11 protein-coding genes are annotated in these 14,550 nt (G+C 58.8%); 7 read left to right on the forward strand and 4 right to left on the reverse strand.

Annotated elements, in window-relative coordinates; all coding sequences use genetic code 11:
* Window positions 1-52 precede the first annotated feature (52 nt).
* Genes ACYZTY_RS13735 through ACYZTY_RS13745 form a run of 3 tightly spaced genes read left to right on the forward strand, consistent with a single transcriptional unit; the run spans window position 53 to window position 3,750 of the window.
* Window positions 53-1,594 carry an efflux transporter outer membrane subunit gene (locus ACYZTY_RS13735; RefSeq protein ID WP_461958943.1) on the forward strand — a complete coding sequence of 514 codons (1,542 nt, stop codon included), beginning with the start codon at window positions 53-55 and terminating at the stop codon, window positions 1,592-1,594.
* Window positions 1,587-2,735, forward strand: a complete 1,149-nt coding sequence (locus ACYZTY_RS13740; RefSeq protein WP_461958944.1) for an HlyD family secretion protein — start codon at window positions 1,587-1,589, stop codon at window positions 2,733-2,735. Before ACYZTY_RS13735 ends, ACYZTY_RS13740 begins: the two co-directional genes overlap by 8 nt.
* Complete coding sequence (locus ACYZTY_RS13745) at window positions 2,725-3,750, forward strand: DUF2955 domain-containing protein (protein ID WP_461958945.1); 1,026 nt, start codon at window positions 2,725-2,727, stop codon at window positions 3,748-3,750. Before ACYZTY_RS13740 ends, ACYZTY_RS13745 begins: the two co-directional genes overlap by 11 nt.
* Here ACYZTY_RS13745 and ACYZTY_RS13750 read toward each other — a convergent pair.
* Window positions 3,735-4,190 carry a hypothetical protein gene (locus ACYZTY_RS13750; protein ID WP_461958946.1) on the reverse strand — a complete coding sequence of 152 codons (456 nt, stop codon included), beginning with the start codon at window positions 4,188-4,190 and terminating at the stop codon, window positions 3,735-3,737. The two genes, ACYZTY_RS13745 and ACYZTY_RS13750, sit on opposite strands and share 16 nt — an antisense overlap.
* A gap of 224 nt (window positions 4,191-4,414) precedes the next feature.
* On the opposite strand from ACYZTY_RS13750, the gene ACYZTY_RS13755 reads away from it, so the two are divergent.
* Complete coding sequence (locus tag ACYZTY_RS13755; protein ID WP_461958947.1) at window positions 4,415-6,802, forward strand: DUF3772 domain-containing protein; 2,388 nt, start codon at window positions 4,415-4,417, stop codon at window positions 6,800-6,802.
* 97 nt (window positions 6,803-6,899) lie between these two features.
* On the opposite strand, the gene ACYZTY_RS13760 is transcribed toward ACYZTY_RS13755, so the two are convergent.
* The 3 genes from ACYZTY_RS13760 to ACYZTY_RS13770 form a co-directional block, all read right to left on the reverse strand.
* A complete protein-coding gene (locus tag ACYZTY_RS13760) occupies window positions 6,900-7,943 on the reverse strand; it encodes an alpha-xenorhabdolysin family binary toxin subunit B (protein ID WP_461958948.1) in 1,044 nt (347 codons plus the stop codon).
* Between the two features lie 29 nt (window positions 7,944-7,972).
* Entirely contained in the window at window positions 7,973-9,172 is a 1,200-nt protein-coding gene (locus ACYZTY_RS13765) for an alpha-xenorhabdolysin family binary toxin subunit A (RefSeq protein WP_461958949.1), read from the reverse strand.
* A 267-nt stretch (window positions 9,173-9,439) separates the two neighbouring features.
* Window positions 9,440-10,348 carry a helix-turn-helix domain-containing protein gene (locus tag ACYZTY_RS13770; RefSeq protein WP_461958950.1) on the reverse strand — a complete coding sequence of 303 codons (909 nt, stop codon included), beginning with the start codon at window positions 10,346-10,348 and terminating at the stop codon, window positions 9,440-9,442.
* Window positions 10,349-10,509: 161 nt separating this feature from the next.
* Between ACYZTY_RS13770 and ACYZTY_RS13775 the strand changes: the two genes are divergently transcribed.
* The 3 genes from ACYZTY_RS13775 (at window position 10,510) to ACYZTY_RS13785 (ending at window position 14,391) form a co-directional block, all read left to right on the forward strand.
* Window positions 10,510-11,868: a glutamine synthetase family protein gene (locus ACYZTY_RS13775; RefSeq protein WP_461958951.1), complete on the forward strand. Its 1,359-nt coding sequence runs from the start codon at window positions 10,510-10,512 to the stop codon at window positions 11,866-11,868.
* Between the two features lie 145 nt (window positions 11,869-12,013).
* Window positions 12,014-13,102, forward strand: coding sequence for a polyamine ABC transporter substrate-binding protein (locus ACYZTY_RS13780; RefSeq protein WP_461958952.1), 1,089 nt, complete (start codon window positions 12,014-12,016; stop codon window positions 13,100-13,102).
* Entirely contained in the window at window positions 13,099-14,391 is a 1,293-nt protein-coding gene (locus tag ACYZTY_RS13785; RefSeq protein ID WP_461958953.1) for an NAD(P)/FAD-dependent oxidoreductase, read from the forward strand. Before ACYZTY_RS13780 ends, ACYZTY_RS13785 begins: the two co-directional genes overlap by 4 nt.
* The last annotated feature ends 159 nt before the right edge of the window (window positions 14,392-14,550 follow it).

The raw sequence follows: 14,550 nt of genomic DNA on the forward strand, positions 1-14,550 counted from the left end.
GCTCATTTGGACGGCTATGCTCCAGTGACCTTCCCTGGTTGGACGATACCCAATGCATCGAGGCCGTTCCCTGCTGAGGCTGCCAGGCCACCTCCTCTTGCTCGGCGCACTTGGCCTGAGTGGCTGTGTGCGGCTGGGACCGGACTTCCAGCCGCCGGGTGAAACCTGGGTCGAACACTGGAACACCGCCGCCCTCGAACACGCCAGCCAACGCGGAACGCACCCGGATATTCGCCAGTGGTGGCAGGTCTTCGACGATCCGCTGCTCAATCAGCTGATCGCCGAGTCGGATGCTCATAACGCCAGCCTGAAAATCGCCGGCCTGCGCGTGATGGAAGCCCGTGCCCAGTTGGGCATTGCGCAAAGCGGGCTCTATCCGCAATTGCAGCAAGCCAGCGCCGACAGTCTGTACTTCAACCGTCGACAATCCGGAGGCACCAATCCCCAGGACAGCCATTTCTGGCAATACAGCGCCGGGTTTGATGTTGGCTGGGAGCTGGACTTCTGGGGGCGTTTCAGCCGAGCCATCGAATCGTCCGACGCCAGTTACTTTGCGGCCCAGGCCAACTATGAAGATGTGCTGGTGTTGCTGCGTGCCCAGGTTGCAGACACTTACTTCTCGTTGCGCACCACCGAGGCCAGGTTGCGCGTCGCCCGGGAGAACGCCAAACAGCAAAAGCGCAATTTCGAGATCACCGAAAAGCTGTTCAAGAGCGGCCAGCAAGCCGAACTCGACCTGCAACAAGCCAAAACCCAATACCTCGGCACGCTCAGCACCATCCCCACCCTTGAAGACCAGCTGCAACGAACCCGCAATGCCTTGGCCGTGCTGATCGGGCAACCGCCCGGCACGTTGCCGCAGGTAGCGGAAAAACAGGGGCTGATCCCGCTGGTCGATCGCGTCGTACTGCAGGATGTGCCGGCCAATCTGCTGCTGCGTCGGCCTGATGTGCGAGCCGCCGAGCTGAATGTCGCCGCCCAGTCGGCATTGATTGGCGTGGCCGAAAGTGATTTCTATCCGTCGCTGACCTTGCTCGGCAGCATCGTCTGGTCGGCCGACACGCTCAACGGGACGTCCAGAAGCCTGGACCTGATCGGCGGCCCCAGCCTGCGCTGGAACCTGTTCGACCATGGCCAGATCAGCAACAACGTGCGCATCCAGGATGCGCGGTTGCAGCAACTGATCGAAGCTTATCGCGACAAAGTCCGCCAGGCCGCTCGCGAGGCTGACGATGCCGCCACTGGCTTGATCAAATCGCTGGAGCGCGAACGCATCCTGGCCGAGGCCGAAGTCGCCGCGAAACGCTCATTGGTGCTGGCCAGCGCGCAATACCGGGAAGGTTACTCGGACTTTCAACGCGTGCTGGATGCGCAGCGCGCACTGCTCGAACAGCAGGACAACTACCTGGTCGCGCGCAGCAACGCCGTGAGCAATCTGATTGCCCTGTACAAATCCTTGGGCGGCGGTTGGTACAGCGCCCAGCCAAAAGTCGATGACGCCACCCGCCAGCAGATGGAAAAACGCACCGACTGGGGCGACCTGCTGACCGAGCCCGCCGCCCCCCTGCCCCACAAGGTAAACAGCCATGAGTGAAGCCGCGCAGCCTGTCCCCGAGGCGCCCGCACCTACACCTCCAGCGCCTCCCCCGCCAGCCGCCGACCCGGCGAAAAAAGGCATCAAATGGGTGCTGCTCCTGATTCTCCTGAGCCTGGCGTGGTACCTGTTGGCCGACCGCTTCACGCCCTATACGCAACAGGCGCGGGTGGGCGCCTTTGTCATTCCGGTCGCCTCGGAAGTCGCCGGCCGGGTGATCCGCGTCAACGTGCGCAACAATCAGGACGTCCAGGCCGGCGACGTGCTGTTCGAGGTGGACCCGCAGCCGTACCAGATCGCCGTCGACCGGGCCCGGGCAGACCTTGAATCGACCCGACGGCAGATCGGCGCCAGCACCGCCGGCATCGCCTCGGCGCAAGCCAACTTGCGGGCCGCACAGGCCAACGAACTCAAGGCGAGACAGGACAATCAGCGTCTGGAAGGCTTGTACCGCGAAGACCCTGGCACCATTTCCGTGCGCTTGCTCGAAGTGTCTCGCGCCAACCGTGAGCAGGCGGTCAGTCAGGTCGCTGCCGCCCGCGCTGAAGTGCAACGTGCACGCGAGCAAGAAGGCGGCAGCGAGGAAGACAACGCCCTGCTGCGTAGCGCTGCCACGGCGCTGTCAAAAGCCGAACTGGATTTGTCCAACACGCAGATCCGCGCACGTTCGGCAGGGCTGATCACCGATCTGCGTACCGATGCCGGGCAGTTCGCCGCTGCCGGTGGCGCGGTCATGACTTTGATTGCCATCCATGACGTGTGGATCAGCGCGGACATGACCGAAAACAACCTCGGTCTGGTGAAAGTCGATACGCCAGTGGCGATCGTCCTGGATGCGCTACCGGGCGAAGTGTTCGAGGGACGTGTGCGCAGTGTCGGTTACGGGGTCAGCGTAGGGCAGACACCCGCGCCTGGCACCCTGCCCGGCGTGCAAAACAGCCGCGACTGGCTGCGACCGGCCCAGCGTTTTCCGGTGATCATCGAGTTCTCCGAGGACGCCCGAAAAGCCTTGCGCGACAGCCGTGCCATCCGGGCCGGCGGGCAGGCCGAAGTAATGGCCTTCCCCACCCAAAGCAACCCGCTGAACCCGCTGGGCCGCGTGTTTGTGGGGTTTATGAGCTGGCTTTCGTATGCCTACTAAGCACACGCCCCGGGAGCAGCGCGCATTGCGACTCGCCACTGGCACCGCTTTGTGCCTCGCTGCCAGCTTCGGCCTGGGATTGCCGATCCCTTTTCTGGCGCCGGTGCTGTGCCTGATCCTGCTGGCTTCGATCAATCGTCCACTACCGTTCAAGGCTGCCGTGGTGCTCGCTCTGGCCGCGATGTTGACCACGGGCCTCGGCCTGTTGTTGATCCCGATCCTGCGTTATTACCCCGTCACTGGCGTACTGCTGATCGGCCTGAGTCTGTTTATGGTGTTCCGCTTTGGTCTGCGCGGCGGCAACGCCCTGATCGTGACCTTTCTGGTGATTGGCCTGACCATGATCTCCTCGGCCGGCGTGGCCGAATTCGATCTGGCGGCGATGGTCATCGGAGCCCTGGTCAAGGGCTTGCTCCTCGCCGTTGCGGTCATGGCGCTCAGTCACGGGTTATTCCCCGATCCGCCCAATGCCCCTTCCCCGCCGCCCGCCCCACCCCTGCCCGCCGAAGAGGTCAGTCGGGTGGCGCTGCGTGCAACCCTGATCGTGTTACCGGCGTTTCTGCTGGCGCTAATCGATCCGGCCGGTTATCTGCCGATCATCCTGAAAGCCGTCAGCCTGGGTCAGCAAAGCTCCACGACAAACGCCAACAACGCCGGTCGTGAGCTCGTCGGGTCTACCTTGCTCGCAGGCCTGTTGGCGATTCTGTTCTGGAGCGCCCTCAGCCTGTTTGTGCATCTGTGGATGTTTTTTCTGTGGATGCTGCTGTTCGGCCTGGTGCTGGCGCGCAAGCTCTACGCCCTAAGCCCGACCCGGTTCAGCCCGGGGTTCTGGCTCAACACCCTGATCACGCTGATTATCCTGTTGGGCCAGTCGGTTCAGGACAGCATCGCCGGCAAGGACGTGTACACGGCGTTTGCCATGCGCATGGGGTTGTTCCTCGCCGTCACGTTGTATGCCTGCCTGATGGTGTATCTGCTTGAGCCGCGGCCGCAAAAAGCTCAGGGGTTAACCTGATAGCCCTTGCCTTGCAGGCAACTGGTGTACGCCGTCGAAGTGGTCGCAGCACTGGTTTTCTCTTGTGCCCGGCGCTCCTGACGCTGACGCGAACCGCCCACCACCGCGCCGGCCACCGCCGTCTCTTTGGCACGATTCTGCCGATAGTCCTGCTTGGTGTCGTCATCGACGCGATCATAAAACTCGTCATGCTGACGCCCGCGAACTTGGGCCCCGGCCGCTCCGGCGGCAGCACCCGCAGCAGCACCGCGCACTCGCCCTCCGGAAGCAGGCTGGGCGGTCGATGCGGCCTGACTGGACGCGATGCTATTGCATTCATTGATGTCTAGCTGGGTCTGTTGCGAACTCTGCCCTTTCATCGGAACGACCGTTGCAGCCCAACCCTGGGTGCAGGCAACCGCCAATGCGATGCTCAGGCTGATGGATGACACCTTGCTCATAATGACCTCCAACGCAGCCCGTCACTCGGCAAGAACCCTGGGTGGGCAGACCGCGGATAACTGATCCCAAGCTTGATTCAGCAACAAAGAGTGTAGATCACACGGCATCCACTCTCAGCGCGGTATTGCCTGATCCGGACGGTGAACAGGATTCTTTTCGATCGTTTTGGTGTGATGGCCTAACCTCATAGGTTGAGCGCCCCACAACAGAGTCGAGCACTCCCATGCGTAATGCATTGAAGTTAATGATGTTCGTCGTGCTCACGCTGCTAGGAACCAGCGGCGGAGCGCTGTCGGCCGCCGACATACCGGCGATGCCAACCCCTATATCAGGCACTGCGCCTGTTGCAATCTCCCAAAGTGACCTGCAAGACCTGCAAATCCGCCTTGACCGAATCAAGCAACAGATTTCGCTGGCCAATAACCTGACCCAGATGGTCGGCCTGCAAGATTCCGTGCAGTTGTTTATCAGTGATGTGGACAGCCTGCAGTCCTCCCTGTTGCCCGAGCAGAAGCAACTGCAGGCCCAGCTTGATGTATTGGGCCCGGTATCAGTGGAGGATGTCGCGTCGGAAAAGACGGATATCGCAACGCAAAGAGCCTATCTGTCCGAGCAAAAGACCAAAGTCGACGCCAATCTGAAAACCCTGACGGCGCTTAGAAACAATGCTGCCGGTCTGATCACCCAAATTGCCGGTATTCGACGCAGCCTGCTGGAAACCGAAGTCACGCTGCGCAGCGGCAGTATTCTGGGGCCGTCGTTTTGGGCGCCGTTGTTTAACCCGCCCCAGGAGGACCGCCAAAGGCTGAGTGATTTCATCCAGCAGGCTTCCAGCGCAATCAAGGCCGCCTGGCAACCCGGCGAGCGCCTGTTTGCCGTCTCGTTGATCGTACTGGCCGTGGGCATTTGGTCCTGGGGCCGACGAATCGCGGAGCGCGGGCTGGCCTGGCTTTGCATTCATCGAATGCCTGAAGGGCGTTTGCGGCGAAGTTCGCTCGCACTGGCTTCTGTCGTGGCCACGCTATTGACCACTGCGTGTGCGATGCACCTGCTGTTTTATGCGCTCACTCGACAACTGCCGTTGACACCGATGATTCAAAACTTTGCCGATGAGTTCGAAAAACTCATCTATGTCTGCATCCTGATTACCGGTTTGAGCCGGGCGTTGTTATCGACCAAGCATCCCTCCTGGCGCTTGCCGGCAATCGCCGATCCCGTGGCACTGGCAATCGAGCCCTTCCCCAGAATATTGGCCGTCACGCTGCTGATTCTGGTAGGTCTGGCACAAATCACCAACGTCACCGGCATGAGCCCCACCGCCATACTCTTTGGCCGAGGGGTGATCGCGTTCGTGGTCACGCTGATTATCGGTGCGTTGTTCCGGCGTGCCAGCAAAGCCCGAAGAGCCGTGGTGGCCACCGGTGAAGCACCCGAATCGAGTACCACCATCGCCGGCCTGATCTATTCGTTTGCCGGCATTGCCATTTTTGTCGCGATGCTTGCGCTGCTGATCGGCTATATCTCCCTGGCAAGGTTCATCACTTACCAACTGGTCTGGGGATTTATCATCCTCTCGGGCTTCTACTTGCTGATTCAGCTGCTCAAAGACAGCTGTGAGTACCTGTTCTCACCCAAGAGCGCCAGCGGCAAGGCGTTCAAACAACTGCTCGGGATAGGCGATGTGCGCCTTGAGCAAGTGTCGGTCATTTTGTCCGGAGTCGGTCGCGCCGCTTTGATGTTGTTGGGCGTCATTTCACTGTTTGTGGGTGGCGTCGGCACAACGCTCGGCCAACTATTCACTCAGATGTTTGCCATTCTCGGCGGCGACGGCCTGCGCAAATTCAATATCATCCCGGGCCACTTGTTGAATGCGGTACTGGCCCTGTTGATCGGCATCTACCTGATCCGATCATTGCGCCGATGGCTGGATAACGAGTTCCTGCCCAAGACCGACATGGACCCCGGCATGTGTGCCTCCCTCAGTACACTGTTCGCCAACATCGGCTACGCCTCAGTGATTCTGCTGACGCTGTCATCACTGGGCATCAAGTGGACCAACCTGGCGTGGATCGTCAGCGCCTTGTCGGTGGGGATTGGTTTCGGCTTGCAGGAAATCGTCAAAAACTTTGTCTCAGGGCTAATTCTCCTGACCGAACGCCCGGTCAAGGTTGGCGACCTGATCAGCATCAGCGGCGTCGAAGGCGACATCCGCCGCATCAACGTCAGGGCCACTGAAATACAACTCAGTGACCGCTCGATCGTCATCGTGCCCAACTCACAACTGATTTCGCAAAACCTGCGCAACGTCACCCTTGGCGGCAGTGCACAAGGGGTGGCGACACTTGAACTGGTGTTCCCCCTCGACATCGATCCCGAACAGGTACAAAACCTGCTGTACAGCACCTACGCCGAGCATGAAACCATCCTCGACAAACCGGCGCCGTTTGTTCGATTCAGCAAACTCACCCCCGACGGCATCACCTTGACGGTCACCGGCTACGTCAGCAGCCCGAGAATTGTCGGCACCACCAAAAGCGATCTCTTATTTGAAATCCTCAAGCGGTTGGGTGCGGCCGGCATTGAACTGGCAAAACCGGCGGCTACGGTCTGAGATCAAAAGATCGCAGCCTCGTTTCACTCGACAGCTCCTACAGGGAACGCGCACACCTGTGCCAGCTGTCGAGTGAAACGAGGCTGCGTTTAATGGCCTAGTTGATCAGCGTGCTGTTGTAGTCCCCTGCCAATCCCTCCAGATGACTTTTGTATCGCGCCAGGAGCCTGGTCAGCCCGGCCTGGTTGTATTCCAGGTTTTTCAGTGTCTCAAGGTGCATTGAAAACCCCCGCCACACCCCCGCCACGACGATGATCTCTTCACCCGCGGTCCTGCGTCGGCGGCTTATTTCCACAACGGCGCTGATGTCGGAAAAGACATCTTCGGCGCCCTGAAGCTCGTTATTGAGGCCTTCGACCAACCGGGTAATCGATTCGATCTCCAGGTCCAGATTGTTGCGTGACGTGGCGAGTTGACTGTATTTGATGCCGTCAGAGACCACCCCCAACACCTTCCTGACCAGCTCGATGCCCTGTTTGACGGCTTCCTTTTTCGGATTTTCCATGTCCAGACCGTCCAGTGCTTTGGCGTCTGGAATGTAATTTTTATACATGTCGGCCAGGTTGAATTCGCGAATCACATCCTGCGCTTTGATCAGTGTGTCGCGCTGCTCCTCGCACGTCGCTTTATTGAGGTGGTGATCATTGAGTTGGGTCAGAATCCTGGCTTTGCGGTCTCGTGCTACCTTCAGCGGTTCATCCGCACGCTCACCGATTTCGATCTTGTAAAGGCTTTGTACTTCGTTATCGAGCAGCCGCGAGCGCGCAATAAACTTCGCCTCGACGCCCTCCAGCATCGTATTGATGTTGCCTTTGACATTGGCCAGTTCGTCGGCGACCAGCGCCCGATCTTCTGGTGTAAGGTCGTGCCTGGCCAAGGCACCATTCAATTCATCAAGCACTTCAAACCACTGTTGCCCGGAGGCGTTGCTCAGTGCGGTCAGCAAGACCGGAAATGATTCACGCAGGGCGGTATCGATATTGTTCAAGTAAGCGACCACACGGTGGGCTCGCTCCTGCAGCACATCCGGCCGTTCATTTCTGAAGTTCGCCAGCCTGGAGATATCACGGATGGTTTGAATGATGTTTTTTACGTCAATCACCGGAATAACCGGGGTGTCGATTAGCGTCACGTTGCTCATGGCAATAATCCTTTTGTCCGCTGGGCAAATCAGTTGAAGGTTTTTTTGTATTCTTCGAGGGCTTCGTTAAACACCGCCACCAAGTCACCGGCAGTGTTTTTGACGTCACGCCACGGATCGATCACCTGCGCGAATTCGGCGACAAATGAGGTCAGGCGCAAGGCGTTGTTGATGCGCCCGAACTGATCAGCCGATGAATCAACCTTGCTCAGAATGGTTTGCCACATCGTGTTCAAGATATTGAGTGCCGCTTCAGCGCCGGCCATGCGGATGCCGATATCACCAAAGTTGGACATGGAACTTTCGATGGCGCTCTGCAAGTTCTCCTTGCCACTGACGGCCAGCTGCAGCGCGTCGATTTCCGTTTTCAAGGCATTGCGCTCTTTACGGGCAGTCTCGGCTTTCGGGCCGAAGATCGAACCTGAAATCGGCCAGAAAATCGGCAGGCCTCCCGAGAACGACATGCCGACGTAATAGTCGTAGTCCTTGTCGAGCTGGATGATCCGCTCCTTCTTGTCCTTGATCGTTTCTTTGGTACTGGCGATGGATTCGAGCAAGTTGTTGCGCTCCATCAAGTCGTACTTGCCCTTTACTTCGGACTGCAAGCCAAAGACGCGTTTACCGCCAGACAACTCTCCGCCCGATAACTCGATCTTGAAATTGGACAGGCGATCCTTCAGTTCCAGGGTCGCGCTTTGCTGGCGTTTGATATCGACCTTCATCAGCTCGATGATTTCGGTCACGGCAGACGCCACTTCACCGTCGTCAGACGTATAGCGGATGCCTTCGAGATCGTTTTGGCTCATCTCGCCCAACGTCGTTCTGACGCGGTCCATGATGGGCATTTCCTTGATCACGGAGATGATTTCGCTGCCACTGCTGACGATGTTTTTGGCGGCAGAACTCAGGTCAATGCTCTGCTGGACGATTTTGTTTTCCACCGCATCCCAGCTGGCGGCATGAATTCTGATTTTCTTGAACAGCACCTGGATATCGCTGGGCTCCAGCCCGGCGATGTCCACTTTGGTGTACTTCAGGTACGACTCAACCTCCGGCAACTCGCTGGGCAGCGCGAGGCCTTTCTTTACATACTGCTTTATCTTGATCACATCTTCTTTGGTAAAGATCCCGGCGCTGCGAGCTACGCCGGGAAACTCTCCCGATATAAGCTGAAGTACCGCTTTTGGAAGGTCATGGCTACTTTCTGATTCATTCAACAGCACAGTCATTGTGTTTACCTCGGCTCGTTCAAATCGATACGCGACTTGTATCGACGAGCAGAAACCTAGATGACCTTTGCGTTTGACTCAAATCAGCTTAAATACAATACAGATAGCGTAAATAATTGATCTGCAACGAATAAATATCAGATCTGAAAAATCCTGAAACATCGAGCGACACTTGCAGGAAATGGCCTACAGACGCGGATTATAGAAAACACCTGAACACGTACAAGAATTTCAAGTTTGCAATAACCGCTTATTTTAATAGTGCGATCAGCACTGACTGTTGCGTTTGAGCGTTTCGCTCGGCAACGCTTTGAACAACGCTCGATAACTGCTGGAAAACCGCCCCAAGTGCCAGAACGACCAATTCATTGCCACTTCGGCAACGGTGGTGTCATTCGGTGTTCGAGCGAGCAATTCGCGGTGGGCGCTGTTGAGTCGGCGCAGACGCAGCCAATGGGTCGGCGTCATTCCGGTGAAGGCCTTGAACGCGTGCTGCAATTGCCGCAGTGAAACCCCGGCCACCTGGGAAAGCTCCAGCAGGTTGAGGGTTTCTTCCGGTGAGTCGGCGGCCCATTCACCGATGCGTTTCATCACCGCGCGCTCTTCGGTGCGGCGCTGCAGGCCGCCCCGATCGAGGCACACGCAGGCGTTGTCGAGGATGTACAGGCAGTCTTCGAGCAGTTGCTGAGTCAGCGCTTCTTTGCTGGGCGGGTCGAGCGTTTCGCCGAGCCGGGTCAAGGTGCCGCTCAACCAGCGGCTGAACAATGCGCTCTGCCCCGAGTTCAGCGGTGACATGAACAAGCCTTCCAGCCGCGCGACATTCAAACCGTGACGCTGCACGAACTCCGGGCCGAACACCACGGCGATTTCCTGGTAGTTCTCCGGGGTGATCCAGATGTTGCGGCTTTCGCCATTCAACACGTACAGCGCGTTGTCGCTGCGATCAAAACAGAACGCCAGCGAACCCTGGGGCGCGCTGAAATTCTGCTCGACCCGGGTGTTCATCTGCTCTTCGTAAATCTCCACGCCTTGCAGGTCCAGATAGCGCACGCGCCCGGCGAAATGCCCCGGCGACATCTGCTGATAATGCTGAACCCAACCCGGCGTGGCGCGGACTTGCGCGGCGACATCGTCGGTGTTGAACGCTTGAACCTGGATCGGACTGGACGCTGACATGAAAGACCTTACGCACTCGTTTGGTGCGTTTTGGTGCTGCTTAAAGTGGATAGATGGAACCGCAAGGCTCGCCCAAGATAGTCGTCAACGCGTCCCAGGGGAAGTGTGTGGCGGATGAAACCGCCCTCCCCGGCGTTAATAAAACCAATAACGAGGTCCCTATGAATGCCCCTTTCGATCAGCTGTTCACGTGGCTGAAAGATCACAAGATTACCGAAGTCGAGTGTGTGGTCAGTGACTTGACCGGCATTGCACGCGGCAAAATTGCACCCACCAACAAGTTCCTGCATGAGCGAGGCATGCGCCTGCCGGAAAGTGTGCTTTTGCAAACGGTAACCGGGGACTTTGTCGACGACGACATCTACTACGACCTGCTTGACCCGGCCGACATCGACATGGTCTGCAAGCCCGTCGCGGACGCCGTTTACGTGATTCCATGGGCCATCGAGCCGACTGCCATCGTGATCCACGACACCTTCGACAAGTTCGGCAACCCGATCGAACTGTCGCCGCGCAACGTGCTGAAGAAAGTGCTGCAGCTTTACACCGACAAAGGCTGGCGGCCGATTGTCGCGCCGGAAATGGAGTTCTACCTGACCCAGCGCTGCGAAGACCCGGACTTGCCGCTGAAGGCGCCACTGGGTCGTTCGGGCCGGGCGGAAAGTGGTCGCCAATCGTTTTCCATCGACGCCGCCAACGAATTCGATCCGTTGTTCGAAGACGTCTACGACTGGTGCGAACTGCAAGGCCTGGACCTCGACACGCTGATCCACGAAGACGGCCCGGCGCAGATGGAAATCAACTTCCGGCATGGCGATGCGCTGGACCTGGCTGACCAGATCACCGTGTTCAAACGCACCATGCGTGAAGCGGCGCTCAAGCACAACGTTGCGGCGACCTTCATGGCCAAGCCGATTGGCGATGAGCCCGGCAGCGCCATGCACATCCACCAGAGCGTGGTCGACATCGCCACCGGGCAGCCGATCTTCGCCAATGCCGACGGCGCGATGAGCGAGCTGTTCCTGCACCACATCGGCGGCTTGCAAAAGTACATCCCCAAAGTGCTGCCGATGTTCGCGCCCAATGTAAATTCGTTCCGCCGTTTCCTGCCGGACACCTCGGCACCGGTCAACGTCGAATGGGGTGAAGAAAACCGCACCGTCGGCCTGCGTGTGCCGACCTCCACGCCGGATTCGATGCGCGTGGAAAACCGCTTGCCGGGGGCTGACGCCAACCCGTACCTGGCGATTGCGGCCAGTTTGTTGTGCGGTTACCTGGGCATGGTCGAACGCATCGAACCGAGTGCGGCGGTGCAAGGTCGAGCCTACGAGCGCCGCAACCTGCGCCTGCCGATCACCATCGAGGATGCGCTGACGCAGATGGAAGAGTGCGAAACCATCGGGCGGTATCTGGGTGACAAATTCGTGCGCGGTTACGTCGCGGTCAAGCGTGCCGAACACGAGAACTTCAAACGGGTGATCAGCTCCTGGGAGCGTGAGTTCTTGATGCTCAGCGTCTGAAAACCACGCGAGATCACGCGTTCCCCTGTAGGAGCGAGGCTTGCCCGCGAAGAGGCCGGTACATTCAACATCACCGTTGACAGTCAGTCCGCCTTCGCGGGCAAGCCTCGCTCCTACACAGTCAAATAACAAAAGAGGTGTCGTTATGCGTCTATTGAAATCCATGGTTCCGGCCGCGCTGGCCGTGCTATTCAGTGCCGTTGCCCAGGCTCAACCCACCGTCAGCGTCTACAACTGGACCGATTACATCGGCGAAACCACCCTCGTCGATTTCCAGACCAAATCCGGGATCAAGGTGATCTACGACGTCTTCGATTCCAACGAAACCCTTGAAGGCAAATTGCTCGCCGGCCGCACCGGGTATGACGTGGTCGTGCCGTCCAACCATTTTCTGGCCCGTCAGGTGAAGGCCGGCGCGTTCCTCAAACTGGACCGCGCACAGTTGCCGAATTTCAAGAACCTCGACCCGAAACTGTTGGCGCTGCTGGAGAAAAACGATCCGGGCAACGCGCATTCCGTGCCATACCTGTGGGGCACCAACGGCATTGGCTACAACGTCGACAAGGTCAAGCAAGTGCTCGGCATCGACCACATCGATTCCTGGGCGGTGCTGTTCGAGCCGGAAAACATCAAGAAGCTCAGCCAGTGCGGTGTGTCGATGATGGACTCGGCCGATGAAGTGTTCCCGGCGATTCTCAACTACATGGGCATGGACCCGCGCAGCGAGAACCCTGAGGACTACAAGAAAGCCGAAGCCAAGCTGTTGAGCATCCGGCCTTACATCACCTATTTCCACTCGTCCAAGTACGTGTCGGACCTGGCCAACGGCGACATCTGCGTGGCCTTCGGCTATTCGGGTGACGTGTTCCAGGCCGCGAACCGGGCCAAGGAAGCCAAGAACGGCGTGAACATCGCCTACGCCATCCCGAAGGAAGGCAGTAATTTGTGGTTTGACCTGCTGGCGATTCCCGCCGATGCCAGCAACCCGAAAGAAGCCCACGCCTTCATCAACTACCTGCTGGACCCGCAAGTGATTGCCAAGGTCAGCGCCTCGGTCGGTTACGCCAACCCGAACCCGGCCGCCAAGGCCTACATGGACGCGGAGTTGGTGAACAACCCTGAGGTTTATCCACCCCAGGAAGTCCTCGACAAACTCTACATTTCGACCACCCCGCCCCAGGCGATCATGCGACTGATGACCCGTTCCTGGAGCAAAGTGAAGTCCAACAAATGAATAACGAACACGCACATTCCTATTACGCGGCGACAGCCAACAGCCTGACGCCCTACCCCACGCTGGCCTCGGACCTTGTGGCTGATGTCTGCGTGATCGGTGGCGGGTTCACCGGCGTCAACACGGCGATCGAGCTGGCTCAACGCGGGCTCTCGGTAATTCTCCTGGAGGCCCGGCGGATCGGCTGGGGCGCCAGCGGGCGCAATGGCGGGCAGCTGATCCGCGGCATCGGGCATGACGTCAGCGGTTTTACCCGTTACGTCGGTGAGGATGGCGTGCGCTATCTGGAACGTGCGGGTATCGAGTCGGTGGAACTGGTGGGCAATCGCATCCGTGAACACGGGATTGACTGCGACCTGCGCTGGGGATTCTGCGAGCTCGCCAACACCAAGGCGCAGTTCGCGGCGTTCAGGGCAGAGCAGGAAGGTCTGACCGAATCGGGTTACGCCCATGAAACCCGCCTGGTCGGGCCGGAGCAGATCCGCGAGCGAGTGGTGGATTCAGGCGTCTATGCCGGTGGTCTGGTCGATATGGGCTCGGGCCATTTGCACCCGCTCAATCTGGTGCTGGGCGAAGCAAAACTGGCGCAATCCCTCGGCGTGCAGATCTTCGAGCAGAGCCCGGTACTGGAGTTGATCCATGGCAGCACGGTGCAGGTTCGATGTGCCGGCGGCACGGTGCGTGCCGGAAGTCTGGTGCTGGCCTGCAACGCACATCTGGAAGAACTCGAACCGAAACTCAGCGGCAAGGTGCTCCCGGCAGGCAGCTACATCATCGCCACCGAGCCTCTGGCGCCTGATGTTGCAGCGCAATTGATCCCGCAGAACCTGGCGTTGTGTGACCAGAAAGTTGGCCTCGATTACTACCGTCTCTCGGCGGACCGGCGTTTGCTGTTCGGCGGGGCCTGCCACTATTCCGGGCGCGATCCCGCCGACATCACCGCGTACATGCGCCCGCAGATGCTCAAGGTCTTCCCGCAATTGCACGACGTGCGCATCGACTATCAATGGGGCGGCAGGATTGGCATTTCCGCCAACCGTTTCCCACAGGTTGGGCGCTTGAGTCAGCACCCGAACGTGTTCTACGCACAAGGGTATTCCGGGCATGGGCTGAACGTGACGCATTGGTGCGCGAAGCTGTTGGGCGAAGCGATCCATGCCGGGCACAGCAAAGGGTTTGATGTGTTCAGCGCTGTGCCGCACATGACCTTTCCCGGTGGGCCGATGCTGCGTTCTCCGCTGCTGGCGCTTGGGATGTTCTGGTATCGCCTGCGTGAGTTGGTTGGCTGACAGGCCGCCTTCGCGGGCAGGCTCACTCCTACACGGGATTTTCGGCGAACACAGCATTTGTGAACGACGAAGATCCTGTGGGAGCGGCGGTGCGGCGATCCGACTTGCCCGCGATGAACGATGACGCGGTTAATCAGGCGATTGAGCCTTTCGATTTGC

It is taken from the genome of Pseudomonas sp. LB1P83 (assembly GCF_054897885.1).